Here is a 12,438-nt window from a genome sequence, read left to right on the forward strand (position 1 = left end):
CGAGCGGTGCGATGCTGGCGTGATGAGCGATCCGCGGCGGGAACTCGAACGGGCCCGGGACGGTGGCGGCCCCGGTGCGGACCAGGCCCGGGTCGCCCTGACCGCCGACGTGCCGGACGAACAGCTGCGCGCCGCCATGCTCGGGCTGGCCATCGGGCGTGGTGCGGGCAGCAGCACCTGTCCGTCCGACGCCGCCCGGGCCGTCGCCGACGATTGGCGGCCGTTGCTGCCGCGGGCTCGGGAGCTGGCCCGTGAACTCGCCCGGGCCGGCGAGGTGCGGCTCACCCAAGGCGGCCGGTCGCTCGATCCGGACGGCGAGTGGCGGGGACCGATCCGGATCCGGCACGTCGATGGCTGAGCCGGAGCGGACGCCGGACGGGCGCTTCATCGTCGTCGACGGACGGCGGTGGCGGGCCACCGATCCGGAGATCCCGGAGGAGGACGCGGCCCGGTTGCGCAGCCTGCTGATGCGGGCGCGCCGGGACGTCGGCACGGCCCGCCGCGGCCAGGACATCGACGCCGAACGCGAGGCCCGGTCTCGTGTGCACACCGCCAAGGTCGCACTCGGTGAACGTGGCACGCCCTGGTGGGAGCAGGATTCCGCGCAGCGGCGGCAACGCTGGCAGGACGGCCTGGATGCGCTGGGCTGATCCGCTCAGGCCGGCTCCTCCTCGCAGCGGTGCTGCGGGCCCAGCACACGCAGCACGTCCAGGGCGTCGGTGCCGCCGGGTGGTGGGGTGAAGACCCGCAGCCGCTGGTCCGCCGCGGGCGTCGCCAGCAGCTCGCAGTCGAACTCGATGGCGCCGAGCCCGGGGTGGCGCAGCCGGTACCGGTGGGCGCGGCGCACCGCGACCTCGTGCCGGTCCCACAACGCCGTGAACTCGGCACTGGCCGCGCGCAGCCGGGCGACCAGCGCGCGTGACGCCTCGTCGTCGCCGCGGCGGGCGACGGCGGCGCGCAGGTCGGCGACCAGTTCCCGGCTGTGCTCTTCGTGCTCTTCGGCCATGAAGTGATCGCGGACGGCCGGCTCGGTGAACCAGCGCAGGACGACGTTGCGGTCCTCCGGGGCCACCGTGCACACGCACCCGAACAACGCCAGCGCCAGGTCGTTCTGCGCCAGCAGGTCGCCCAGGTCTCTCAGCACTTGGACCGGGACGCCGTCCAGCCGGTCGAGCAGGTACAGCAGGCTCGGCCGCAGGTACTCCCCGGCCCGCGCGCCCTCCGGCGGCCGGTGCCCGGCGAGCAGGTAGAGGTGGTCCCGCTCGTCGGCGGTCAGTCGCAGCGCCCGCGTCAGCGCGCCCAGCAGCTGGTCCGACGGCTGCGGGCTGCGGGCCTGCTCGAGCCGCATGTAGTAGTCGGCCGACATCCCGGCGAGCACCGCGACCTCCTCGCGGCGCAGTCCCGGCGTCCGCCGCCGCGGCCCCTCGACCAGCCCGACGTCGCGCGGGGTCAGCCGCTCCCGGGACCGGCGCAGGAAGTCGGCGAGCTCGCCGCGGTGCATTCCCATGCGTCCATGGATAGCACCGTTCGCCGGCCGCATCATCGGACCGCCGGTCCTAGGTGGACCGCTCCGTTCCCGGATCGCCGGAACCGGAGCACGGTCGTGGGGTGAGCGGAACGAGGGAGCAGACGATGAAAGCGGTGCGGTTCCACGCCTACGGCGGGGTCGACGTCCTGCGGGTGGACGACGTGGCGCGCCCGGTGCCCGGCCCCGGCCAGGTGCTGGTCGAGGTCCGCGCGGCCGGGATCCAGCCCGGCGAGGTGATGATCCGGGAAGGCGCGCGGCACGGGCGCTGGCCGGCGACGTTCCCCTCCGGGCAGGGCAGCGACCTGGCCGGGGTCGTCGTGCAGGCCGGGCCGGAGGTGCGCGGGTTCGCGGTGGGCGACGAGGTCCTCGGCTTCACCCACGACCGGGCGAGCCACGCGGAGTACGTCGCCGTCGACGACGTGCGGCTGACCCCGCGGCCGACGGGTCTGCCCTGGGACGTCGCCGGGTCGCTGTACGTGGCGGGCACGACCGCCTACGCCACGGTGTTCACCGTCGACCCCGGACCGGCCGACACGGTCGTCGTGTCCGGCGCGGCGGGCGGGGTCGGGTCCCTGGCCGTGCAGCTCGCGCGCCGCCGCGGCGCCACCGTGATCGGGCTGGCGAGCGCGCCGAACCACGCCTGGCTGAGCGGCCACGGCGTCATCCCGGTCGCGTACGGCGACGGCGTGGCCGACCGGATCCGGCAGGCCGCCGACGGAAAGGTCGACGCGTTCATCGACACGGTCGGCGCCGGCTACGTCGACCTGGCGGTCGAGCTGGGCGTGCGGCCCGAGCGGATCGACACGATCCGCGACTGGCCGGCCGCGGCCCGGGTCGGCGCGCGGACCGCCGGGGAGGGCGCGGCGGCCTGCGCGGTCGTCGTCGGCGAACTGGCCCGGCTCGCCGCGCGCGGCGAGCTCGAGGTGACGATCGCCCGGACCTACCCCCTGGAGCGGGTCCGGGACGCCTTCCGCGAGCTGGAACGGGGGCACACCCACGGCAAGATCGTGCTGCGGCCGTGAGCCTCAGCCGGCCGCGAGGGTGCGGTGCAGGAGCGGGAGCAGGCGGTCCCAGTGTCGTTGCAGCGCCACCGGGTTGAAGGCGTCGGTGTCCGACATCGTGTAGCCGTGGACGCTGCCGGGGTAGATCTCGGTGGAGTAGCCGACGCCGGTGGCGGCCAGGGCCTTGTTGAGCTCGTCGACGGCCTCGGGGCGCATGTCGTTCTCGGACAGCCCGAGGTGGACCTCGGCGGTGAGGTCCGAGAGCAGGCGGTGCGGGCTGTCGGGCGCGTCGGTGACGAGGAAGCCCGGGTGGAACCCGGCGACCGCGGCCACCCGGCCGGGGAACGCCGCCGCGGTCCGCAGCGCCAGGGCGCCACCGATGCAGTAGCCCAGCACCGCGGCCGGACCGGCGGCGACTTCGGGCTGAGCGGCGAGGAACCCGAGGTAGGCGTCGGCGTCACGCAGGATCCGCTCGGTGGTGTGCTCCTCGAGCAGCGGCATCAGCCGGGTGATGATCGCGGGCCGGACCTCTTCGCCGATGTGCTCGGGCAGAGCGATCACCGGCGCCGGGCCGTGGCGGTAGTAGAGGTGGGGGACGAGCACGTAGTACCCGTGCCCGGCCAGCTCGCGGGCCTTGCTCTCCAGTTCGGGCCGCAGGCCGAAGGCGTCGGTGTAGAGCAGCACACCCGGGTGCCGCTCGCCGTCGCCGGGGAAGGCGGCGAAGGCGTCGGCCTGGCCGTCCGGGGTGGGAATCCGCAGGGTGGTGCTGGGCATGGCTTCTCCTGTCGTGGTCGATGGGTGGAGCTGGTGATCGACCCGACGGGGGCGGCGCCCGCGCGGCTCAGAAGAGCACCGGGTAACCGTTCCGTGTGTGGCGCGAGGCCGTCCCGGTAGTCATGGCCCCCACTCTAGCCTGCCGGACAATTCGGACGTAACTCGGACGAGTGACGGCGTACCGGCGTCCAGGTGACGGTAAAGCGAAACGGTCATCGCCGGAGCGGGTGTCCACCATTTCGCCGCGGTCACGAATTGCGCCGAAGGAGTCGGCCCCCTCGGCGCCCGGGTGTCGTCCCTTCAACGGTTTCCCCGCGCGGCATACGATTTTCCTCCGGCTCGGAAAATCGGAAAAGAATCGAGGAACGTTCATGCGAAGACGCATGCGTGCGCGCCGCCTGGGGGCGGCAACCCTGCCCCTCGTGCTCATGGCTGCCGCCTTCCCCTCGCCCGCGGCGGCGGCCCCCGCCGCCCCGCCTCTTTCGGGACTGACCAAATCGGTGCAGGGCACCGGATCCCCGGCGGACCACGGCGCCACCGCGAACTGGGTCGTCGGCTACGACGACCGCGCGAGCACCACCGGCCCCGCGACCATCACCGACGCCGTCGCCGCGGGACAGGCCTACCAGAGCGGCTCCCTGCACGCGCCGCCCGGCTGGACGCCGTCGTGGTCCACCGACGGAAGCGCTTTCACGGGCACCGAACCCGCCTCCGGCGTGACGGCCGTGCGCGCGACGAACCCGCGTTCCGGTGCGGACGCGACCGCGTTGTCCGGCGCCCTCACCCCGCCCGTGCAGACGATCGCGACGGCGACCGGCGGTGACGGTTTCACCCCGCTGCTGAACCGCACCTCCGACGGCACGCTCCAGGCGTGGAACGTCTTCCACCACGTCAACCCCGCCAACGCGAAGCTCGTGTGCACCGACGCCGGCACCGGCCAGCGCTGCCCGGGCGGCCCGTGGCCGAAGCCGCTCAACACCGCGCCCGGCCCGCTCGGCACCGGCAACACCGGCGACATCGCCAGCACCCTGACCCCGCAGTACTTCCGCAACCCGGCCGCGCCCGCGCAGGTCTACTACCCGGCCCTCACCGCCGCCTCCGTCGGGGTCGGCTGCCTCGACCTGGCCGCCGCGGCGAACTGCGGGTACTGGCCGCTGACCGCGACCGGCGGGTCCCCGTCCGCCGTCAACAGCATCGCGGGCCTCGTGGAAAGCGGCGGCAACCTGTACGGCGTCGTGAGCACCGGCGCGGTCGTCTGCTGGACCATCGCCACGAAGAGCGCCTGCGGCGGCCAGCCGTACGCGCCGATCGTGCCGCCCAGCAACAACCAGCCGGGGAACACCCTCGCCCACATCTACGGCTCGATGACCGTCGTGGCGGGCAAGGTGTTCGCGTCGTCCTCCGTCCCCGGCGTCGGCCGGCCCGCGCTGGGCTGCTTCGACCCCGCGACGGCGACGGCGTGCGCCGGCTGGGCGGCGTCGAAACCGACCGGCCCGCCCGGGAACTACACCTACAACGCCTACACGTTCTTCAGCACGGCGGGTGCCCCGGTGGGCGCGTGCTCGACGACGAACGGCGCCACGGAAGTCACCACCTGCTTCGCGCTGGACGGCTCGGCGCTCCCGGCGCCGCCGGTCGCGGCGGCCCTCCCGGCCGGGGTGTGGGTCTTCAACCCGGAGGTCGTCACCGACCCGGCCGGCCACCTGCGCAGCTATCTCGCGCTCTGGAACGGCGGATTCGCCGGGGCGGCGCTGTGCCACGACTGGACGACCGGCGCCGCGTGCGCGGGCCTGCCCGGCCCGATCACGCACCCGGCGGCGAACGGCGGCGCCACTCGGGACTACGGCTACACCTACGACCCGCCCACGGGCTGCCTCATCGGCCTGGGCGACGCGGGTGTGCTGTTCTCGATGGACCCGGCGACCGGCGCCACGCCGTGCGTCCGCTCCGGCGGTCAGGTGACGCTGAAGCCGGGTGACTTCTACTGCGACGGCGGCACCGGGCACGTCCAGGGGTACACGGCCGCGCGGCTGACCGGCATCACACCATCCAATGTGGACCTGGCCGCGTCGCGGGTCACGGTCGTCGACCAGAGTGGCACGGTCGTCCCGACGCCCGGCTTCGCCCCGGACGGCTCCGTCGACCTCACCGGCGTCTCGGCCGCCGCGCACCCGTCGATCACGGTCACGACGTCGCTGGTGCTCACCAGCGCGGCCGACTTCGGCGGCGGCAACCAGCCGCAGCTGGTCGTCGACTACGCGGGTGACGCGCCGCAGCTGTGCTTCTCGACGACGATCGCGGCGGACTGCGCGGTGACGTCGGTGGCGAACACGGCCACCGGCACCGACACGACGGGCGCGTTCACCTCCAACACGGTGACGCTCCCGGTCGCGCCGGGCGCCGCGTGCACGCCGAAGGTGGTGGTGCAGAAGGAGATCTGCGCCTCGGCGACGGCGTCGAAGTGCGGACCCGGCGGGGCAGGACCGTGGGCCAAGCAGGCCCCGGTCGGTCTCCTGGGCCTGCTGAACGCGACGGCGTACTGGCGGATCACGGTGACGAACCAGGGCCCGGTCGGCATCACGGCCGGCCAGGTGGTGGACAGCGTGGAGCCGTCGTGCCAGACGGGTCCGTTCACGCTGGCGGCCGGAACGTCCAAGCAGGTGTACTGCTCGACGTACGCGCTGCTGAGCCTGTTCCCGCTCACCAACCGCGCGAAGGCGAGCTACGTGCCGGTGAACGTCCCGTCCGGGACGCCGCCGACACAATCGGAGTGGTCCTCGGCGACGGCGTGTTCGTTGCTCTGCATCCTCTGATGGGCTCAATGGAGCAAGGTGCTGACCCGTCGCCTTGAGTGACGGTTTCGAAAATCGGGATGCCGCCCGTGGTCGTGGTTCGTTTCCACGATCTCGCGGGCGGCATTTCGGCTCTTCACGGCAAGGGTCCGGGAGTTTGAAACCACCGGTTCACCGTGCGCGTGATCAATCGACGGCAATCGATCCGATCGAATAGCCGTTGTTACGAAACCGGCGGTCGATTCACTCGATCGTGTAGCTCTCGTCGGGGTCTTCCGGAGTCGATAGGCGAAAAGTGGTGCCGACGGTATGGTCTGCCGTCGGAAGAGCGATCCGAATGGCTGATCGCCTGGATCTTCTGCCATTTCCGGAAGAAAGAACTCACTGTGGACTTCGACGCATTGGCCGGCGAACTGCGGAACTTGCGCGAAAACGTCGCCGGGGTGACCGACACCGTGCTGGCCGCGGTCGACGGGATACCGATTCTCGCCGACGCGGCCGACACCGTCGACCCGGCGAAGATCTCCGCCCTCGCGGCCGCCGACCTCGGGATCGCGCGCCAGGCCGCGCAGATCACCGGGCAGGGCACGCTGCACCAGACCGTGGTGTTCAGCAGCGAGGGCTACATGGCCGTCTACGCCATCGGCCGGCTGGCGCTGATGGTCGTGCTGGGGGACAAGGGACTCAACGTCGGGCGGCTCCTGTTCGAGTGCCGGCCCGTCATCGAGCGGATCAGCTCGATCCTGGCCGCATGAAGCACGGCGCCCACCGGGACCGCGAGGCCGTCGACCACCATTTCACAGAAGGAAGTGACGTCATGACGAACATCGACACCGCACTGAAGGAAGCCATGTCGATCGCCGGCGCCGTCGGCGTCGCGCTGGTCGACTACGAAAGCGGGATGTCGCTCGGCACGAGCGGCAGCGGCGAATGGCTGGACCTGGAGGTCGCCGCGGCCGGCAACACCGAGGTCGTGCGGGCGAAGCTGCGGGTGATGTCCTCGCTCGCGCTCAACGACAACATCGAGGACATCCTGATCACGCTGCACCGCCAGTACCACCTGATCCGGCTGCTGAACACCGTGTCGTCGCGGGAATCCCTGTTCCTGTACCTGGTGCTGGACCGGGAGCGGGCGAACCTGGCGCTGGCCCGGCACTACCTCAAGCGCATCGAAGCGGACCTGCAGGTATAGGCGGCCGCGCGGCCACCGGGGGAGGAGGCGGCGTTGACCGGCGGTTCCAGCGCCGCACTCGTCATCGGCTCGGCGTTCATGGACGACCTCGGGCCCCTGTTCCCGGTGCGGATGAGCCTCGCCGGCGAAGACCTGGAGTTCACGTTCGTGCTGTCGGAACACCCGCCCGGCGGCGTGACGCAGTGGGTGCGGACGTGGTCCGGCACCGGGGTGGCCGGCCGGGTGCCGCGGTTCTTCGCCGACGCCGGTGGCCGCCGGATCCGCGTCGAGCTGGCCGGGACGGCGGTCCGGGCCGTGATCGTCGTGCCGGCGGGCGAGCCGGCCGCCCCGCACCCCGGCCGGTGGCAGGACCAGGTGCCCACGGCGCTGAAGATCACGCTGGAGGAGATCGCGCGGATGCTCTCGCGGTGCCACCACCACGCCGGCGGCGCCGAGCCGCTGATCGACCTGGAGCTCGGCTACCGCCCGGCGGCCGGCTACGAGACCCGGCTCGCCGCGGCGCACGAGTCGGCGCGGGGCTGGGTCCCGCCGGTCCGCCCGGCGCTGACCATGCGCTGGCGCGCGGCGACCGCGGCCCAGCGCAAGGCGTTCGCCGACGAACTTCCCGAGACGACGACCGCCCGCCGCTGGATCCGCCGTCGGCACACCGCCCGGATCATGGGCCTCGAGGTGGAACTGCCTTCATGAATGTCACGGCGGTGTTGTGACGCGGTGACACTGCCGTCCGGCCGCGAGGACGGCTGGAATCGAGGCATGACTTCGACGGCCAAGAAGCTCGGACGGCGCTTTCAGCTCGGCAGGGTGCGGCCCGGGGACGGGAGCGCGCTTCGCGACTACCGTCCCTGGCAGCTCTTCTCCCGTTCGCTGTTCTTCCTCGACCTCGCGAACAGCCATGCGTACGCGGTCGACGTCCGGTACCTCGCCGATGCGAAGAGCCGGCGGCAGCACGAAAGGGGCGCGGGGAAGAGCCCGGCCGCGCTGTACCGGGACGGCGTCCAGGTCGCCCGCTCCAACCTGCCGGCGACCTTCCCGGTGCCCGGCGGGGTGATCGAGGTCGCCACCAGCGCGTTCGGCCTGAAGCGCCTGCGGTTCGTGGCCGGCGACGGCTCCGAGCACGCGCTGCGGCCGCACCGCCGGTCCCAGGAAGGGCTGCGGGCGCGGTTCGGGCAGCGCTACCCCCGCGCCAGTGCCGTCGTCGGGGCCGTGTCCCTCGTCGTCCTCCTGGTCGCGCTCGCCGTCAGCCTGCTCCACGGCGCGGATGCCCTCACCCGGATCCCGCTCGTCGCCGCGCACGTCGGCGCGTTCACCTCGCCGATCCACCTGCCCACGTGGGCGAAGATCGCGATGGGCGGCGCCGGGATCCTCGCCGGGGTCGAACGCGCCTCGCGGCTCCGGTTCAACCGGCTGATCGACTCCGTCGCCTCCTGATCGTCACGACGGCCGGTGGTGGGCGCCACCCCCAGTGCCACGCCCACCACCGGGTCGCCCCGGCAGCCCCCTCGGTCGCCGGGCCTCCAGGTTTCCGGACGCCGTCCTCGTTTCGTCCTCGCGCCGGCATCCCGCGCGCCACCAGGGCGTTTCGAGGTCCGGACGCCGGGCGCTAGCCTGGAGGACGAGGGGGGAAACGATGAGGTTCCGTGTTCTCGGGACACTGGAAGCGCGGGTGCACGGGGATCGGGTCACGTTGGCGAGCCCGCGCGAGCAGCGCGCGCTCGCCACCCTTCTGCTCAACCCCAACGCCGTCGTCCCGGTGGAGCGCCTGATCGACGCGCTCTGGGAGGACGAGCCGCCGGCGACGGCCGTGAAGCAGGTGCGCAACTGCGTCTCCGCGCTGCGCGGCCGGCTCGGCGAGACCGGCGGGATGATCGTCACCGACGGCCCCGGCTACCGCCTGCAGACCGGGATCGACGATCTCGACTCCCTTCGCTTCCGTCGTCACGTCACGGTGGCCCGGGGGCTCGCCGGGCAGGCGAAGCTCGCCGACGCCGTCAAGGAGATCCGCGACGCGCTCGCCCTGTGGCGGGGCCCGGCGCTCGACGGGCTGCGGACGTCCGCGCTGGCCGGCCGGGCCGCGGTGCTCGACGAACAGCGCTTCGACGCCGTGGAGCTCTGTGCCGATTGGCAGCTGCGGCTCGGCGAGACGGGTGAGGTCGTCCGCGAGCTGACCGAGTTCTGCGGCGAGCACCCGATGCGCGAGCTGTCCCACCTGCTGCTGATGCGCGCCCTCGCGAAGGAGGGCCGCTACGCCGAAGCCTCGACGTTGTTCCACGGCCTGCGCCGGCGGCTGGCCGACGAGCTGGGCGTCGACCCGAACCCCGGCCTGCGACGGCTCCACGAGCAGATCCTCACCGAAGCCACGCCCAGCGCGCCGGCCGACGTCGCCCCCGAGGCGGCGGCCACGCCGGATCGCCACCTCGGCCGGGCGGTCACCGAGCTGGCCGACGCCGTCACGTGGCAGTGGCGCGCGGAAGCCGAACTGCGGTCGCTGCACCGGCCGCAGCCGATCGTCCTGCGCTGGTCGGCCGCCGCCCGGCCGGGAAAGCCGGCGCTGCGGGGCGACCTCGACGACATCGCCGGGACGTACACCGCGTTGCCGGTGCCGCAGCTGGTCGTGCTCGGCGATCCCGGTTCCGGCAAGTCCGTGCTCGCCCTGATGCTGACGCTGGAGCTGCTGCGTACCCGCGCCCCGGGTGCCCCGGTTCCGGTCCTGCTCTCGCTGGCCTCTTGGGACCCGCGGCGGGAACACCTCGACCGCTGGCTGGCCGACCGGCTCGCCGACAACCACCCGGCCCTGCTCACCGCCCGGGAGTACGGGCCCGGCGCGCCCACCCGGCTCGTCCTCGGCGGCCACGTCGTCCCGGTCCTCGACGGCCTCGACGAGATGCCGCCCGACCTGCGCGTCGCGGCGCTCGACGCGCTGGACCAGACCATGGCCCTGGGCCGCTCGCTGGTGCTGACCTGCCGCTCGGCCGAGTACGAGCAGGTCACCCGCGAGTCCGGCACGGTCCTGGGTGCCGCCACCGTCGTGCGGCTCGAACCCGTGGCCCGGCAGGAGGCGATCACCTACCTCTCCGCGCGGGAGGGCGCCGATCACGACCGTTGGCGCCCGGTGGCCGACCGGCTGCGCCGGGAGCCGGACGCGGCACTGGCCCGGGTGCTGCGGACGCCGTTGATGGTCGACCTCGCGCGGATCGGCTACGGCCGGCCCGGCGCGGATCCCGCGGAGCTGCTCGACGCCGGAGACGCGGCCGCCCTCGAAGGGCAGCTGCTCGACTCGTTCGTCCCCAACGCCTACGCCCGGGTGCCGCAGCCGCCGGGGCGCAACCCGAAGACCAGCCCGTCCGGGCGCTACACCGCGGCGCAGGCGGCACGCTGGCTGGGGTTCCTGGCCTGGCACCTCGAGCAGACGCGCAGCCGCGACCTGGCCTGGTGGCGGCTGTACCGGGCGGTGCCCGCCGGGACGCGGTCGGGCCTGGTCGGGCTGCTGATCGCGGTGTTGTTCGTCGTCACCGGCTGGGTCGACGACGGCCCGGCGCTGGCGGCGATCTACGCCCTGTCCTTCGGTGGCGCCGGTTACCTGACCCACCGCTTCGCGCGTCCGCCGGAACCGCTACGCACCGAACTGCGCTTCGCCGGGGCCACCCGGAAGTTCGCCGGGCGGTTCGCGATCGGGGCCGTCGTGGGTGTCCTGCTCGGGCTGGGCTGGTCGCTGGCCACCGGCCTGGTCGCCTTCCTGGCGCTCGTGTTCGGGCTGGTGTTCGCGGTGCACGTGTGGCTCGCGAAGCCGGTCGACGCCAGCCGCGTGTCGAGCCCGCGGACGATCCTGCGCAACGAACGGACCGGCGCGATCGCGTTGTCCGTCTCGTTCCTGGTGTCGCTGGGGCTGTTCGACGGGATGGCGTTCGCGTTCACCGCGCAGACGCGGTTCCTGCCGGTGCTGGGTGGCCGCTACGACGTCGCGCTGGGCATCGCCGGCGGGCTGGCGGGCGCGTTGTTCGGCTGGTTCATGGCCCGCGGCGTCGCCGCCGTGTGCTACGGCCTGGCGGGCGCGATCGCCGGCGGCCAAGTGTTCCCGGCGGCGACGAACCCGGTCCTGCCGTTCGTGGTCGGCGTGTGCTTCGGCGGCGGCATCGGCCTGGCCGTCCTGGTGACCCGAGCGTGGGGAAACTACTTCGTCCACCACGCCTGGCTCGTCGCGACCGGCCGCCTCCCGTGGCGCCTGATGCACTTCCTCGACGACGCCCACCGCCGCGGCGTGCTTCGGCAGGCGGGTGGGGTCTACCAGTTCCGTCACGCCCGCGTCCAGGAGCGGCTGGCCGAAGGCAGGCTCGGCGAGCGGTAGCGTCACAGTCCGATGTGGACACGATGATCCGTGCCGCGGGCGGACCTGCGGCACCGGGCCATTGTGACACTTTCGATCGCGTCGCCCAACCTTGCGGCATTCGCCGGAGACTAAGAGGCAAGCCCGGCGGTAACCGTGGGCAGCGCGGGCGCGACGTGGATCACCCTGCGCTAACGTCGAAATCATCGACATTACGCAAATTCCGGGCATATCACGGCACCGGAACCGGGGAAAGGAATCGCCATGACGAACAACTGGAAGAGAATCGCCGCGACGGCCGCGGCCGCGACGACGGCCGCGGTGGTGAGTGCCGCTCCGGCGGGTGCGGCCGACGCTGCCCGGCACTGCGTGCTGAACTCGGAAACCGGTACGCAGCAGTGTTTTTCCGACTACCAACAGGTGATTTCCTATGCCTCGCAGGGCACGATCACCACGGCGCCGGCCGACGCGCATGCGGCGGCACGTGATCTGACGCTGCGCTCGGAACTCGCCGCGCAGCCGAAGGGCGACGTCATCCAGGGCACGTTCTTCGACGGCGCGGACTACAGCGGCGATTCGCTGACGATCACCGGACCCGAGCTGTGCAAGAAGGACGGCTGGGTGAACTGGCAGTTCGACCTCGGCGACGACTGGAAGAACCGGATCACGTCCGTGCAGCCGTGGGGCGACTGCTGGCTCTGGCTCTACCCGGAACCGAATCTCAGCGGTGACCGGGACGGCCCGTTCAAGGAGAACAACGGCAACATCGGGTCCTACATGGACAACCGCACCCAGTCCATCGGTTTCAGCTGATCCCCCCGACGAAAGGA

12 protein-coding genes are annotated in these 12,438 nt (G+C 72.7%); 10 read left to right on the forward strand and 2 right to left on the reverse strand.

Annotated features, from left to right (window positions below; all coding sequences use genetic code 11):
* The first annotated feature begins 22 nt into the window (after positions 1–22).
* Both OG439_RS05850 and OG439_RS05855 read left to right on the forward strand, forming a co-directional pair.
* A complete protein-coding gene (locus OG439_RS05850; protein WP_326948316.1) occupies positions 23–358 on the forward strand; it encodes a DUF3253 domain-containing protein in 336 nt (111 codons plus the stop codon).
* Positions 351–650, forward strand: a complete 300-nt coding sequence (locus OG439_RS05855) for a hypothetical protein (RefSeq protein WP_326948317.1) — start codon at positions 351–353, stop codon at positions 648–650. Before OG439_RS05850 ends, OG439_RS05855 begins: the two co-directional genes overlap by 8 nt.
* A gap of 5 nt (positions 651–655) precedes the next feature.
* Here OG439_RS05855 and OG439_RS05860 read toward each other — a convergent pair whose 3' ends face one another.
* On the reverse strand, positions 656–1,507 hold the full coding sequence (locus OG439_RS05860) for a helix-turn-helix transcriptional regulator (protein ID WP_326948318.1): 852 nt from the start codon (positions 1,505–1,507) through the stop codon (positions 656–658).
* A gap of 125 nt (positions 1,508–1,632) precedes the next feature.
* On the opposite strand from OG439_RS05860, the gene OG439_RS05865 reads away from it, so the two are divergent.
* Positions 1,633–2,550 carry an NADP-dependent oxidoreductase gene (locus OG439_RS05865; protein WP_326948319.1) on the forward strand — a complete coding sequence of 306 codons (918 nt, stop codon included), beginning with the start codon at positions 1,633–1,635 and terminating at the stop codon, positions 2,548–2,550.
* Positions 2,551–2,553: 3 nt separating this feature from the next.
* Here OG439_RS05865 and OG439_RS05870 read toward each other — a convergent pair whose 3' ends face one another.
* The gene (locus OG439_RS05870; protein WP_326948320.1) at positions 2,554–3,303 is read right to left on the reverse strand and encodes a dienelactone hydrolase family protein; all 750 of its coding nucleotides are present in this window, start codon (positions 3,301–3,303) and stop codon (positions 2,554–2,556) included.
* A gap of 371 nt (positions 3,304–3,674) precedes the next feature.
* Between OG439_RS05870 and OG439_RS05875 the strand changes: the two genes are divergently transcribed.
* The 7 genes from OG439_RS05875 (at position 3,675) to OG439_RS05905 (ending at position 12,421) form a co-directional block, all read left to right on the forward strand.
* Positions 3,675–6,116 carry a DUF7617 domain-containing protein gene (locus tag OG439_RS05875; RefSeq protein ID WP_326948321.1) on the forward strand — a complete coding sequence of 814 codons (2,442 nt, stop codon included), beginning with the start codon at positions 3,675–3,677 and terminating at the stop codon, positions 6,114–6,116.
* A gap of 365 nt (positions 6,117–6,481) precedes the next feature.
* On the forward strand, positions 6,482–6,850 hold the full coding sequence (locus OG439_RS05880; protein ID WP_326948322.1) for a roadblock/LC7 domain-containing protein: 369 nt from the start codon (positions 6,482–6,484) through the stop codon (positions 6,848–6,850).
* A 62-nt stretch (positions 6,851–6,912) separates the two neighbouring features.
* Positions 6,913–7,287, forward strand: a complete 375-nt coding sequence (locus OG439_RS05885) for a hypothetical protein (RefSeq protein ID WP_247050018.1) — start codon at positions 6,913–6,915, stop codon at positions 7,285–7,287.
* A 33-nt stretch (positions 7,288–7,320) separates the two neighbouring features.
* Positions 7,321–7,974 carry a hypothetical protein gene (locus OG439_RS05890; protein ID WP_326948323.1) on the forward strand — a complete coding sequence of 218 codons (654 nt, stop codon included), beginning with the start codon at positions 7,321–7,323 and terminating at the stop codon, positions 7,972–7,974.
* Positions 7,975–8,040: 66 nt separating this feature from the next.
* Positions 8,041–8,715 (forward strand): hypothetical protein, encoded by a 675-nt coding sequence (locus OG439_RS05895; RefSeq protein ID WP_326948324.1) that lies wholly within the window; start codon positions 8,041–8,043, stop codon positions 8,713–8,715.
* Positions 8,716–8,914: 199 nt separating this feature from the next.
* Entirely contained in the window at positions 8,915–11,629 is a 2,715-nt protein-coding gene (locus OG439_RS05900) for a BTAD domain-containing putative transcriptional regulator (RefSeq protein ID WP_326948325.1), read from the forward strand.
* A gap of 243 nt (positions 11,630–11,872) precedes the next feature.
* The gene (locus tag OG439_RS05905; RefSeq protein ID WP_326948326.1) at positions 11,873–12,421 is read left to right on the forward strand and encodes a hypothetical protein; all 549 of its coding nucleotides are present in this window, start codon (positions 11,873–11,875) and stop codon (positions 12,419–12,421) included.
* The last annotated feature ends 17 nt before the right edge of the window (positions 12,422–12,438 follow it).

The organism is Amycolatopsis sp. NBC_01307, assembly GCF_035975215.1.
Taxonomy (GTDB): domain Bacteria; phylum Actinomycetota; class Actinomycetes; order Mycobacteriales; family Pseudonocardiaceae; genus Amycolatopsis.

Coding starts and splice junctions, on each gene's coding strand:
- OG439_RS05900 (WP_326948325.1), top strand. CDS start 8,915: ATGAGGTTCCGTGTTCTCGGGACACTGGAAGCGCGGGTGCACGGGGAT.
- OG439_RS05875 (WP_326948321.1), top strand. CDS start 3,675: ATGCGAAGACGCATGCGTGCGCGCCGCCTGGGGGCGGCAACCCTGCCC.
- OG439_RS05865 (WP_326948319.1), top strand. CDS start 1,633: ATGAAAGCGGTGCGGTTCCACGCCTACGGCGGGGTCGACGTCCTGCGG.
- OG439_RS05895 (WP_326948324.1), top strand. CDS start 8,041: ATGACTTCGACGGCCAAGAAGCTCGGACGGCGCTTTCAGCTCGGCAGG.
- OG439_RS05850 (WP_326948316.1), top strand. CDS start 23: ATGAGCGATCCGCGGCGGGAACTCGAACGGGCCCGGGACGGTGGCGGC.
- OG439_RS05870 (WP_326948320.1), bottom strand. CDS start 3,303: ATGCCCAGCACCACCCTGCGGATTCCCACCCCGGACGGCCAGGCCGAC.
- OG439_RS05855 (WP_326948317.1), top strand. CDS start 351: ATGGCTGAGCCGGAGCGGACGCCGGACGGGCGCTTCATCGTCGTCGAC.
- OG439_RS05905 (WP_326948326.1), top strand. CDS start 11,873: ATGACGAACAACTGGAAGAGAATCGCCGCGACGGCCGCGGCCGCGACG.
- OG439_RS05885 (WP_247050018.1), top strand. CDS start 6,913: ATGACGAACATCGACACCGCACTGAAGGAAGCCATGTCGATCGCCGGC.
- OG439_RS05860 (WP_326948318.1), bottom strand. CDS start 1,507: ATGGGAATGCACCGCGGCGAGCTCGCCGACTTCCTGCGCCGGTCCCGG.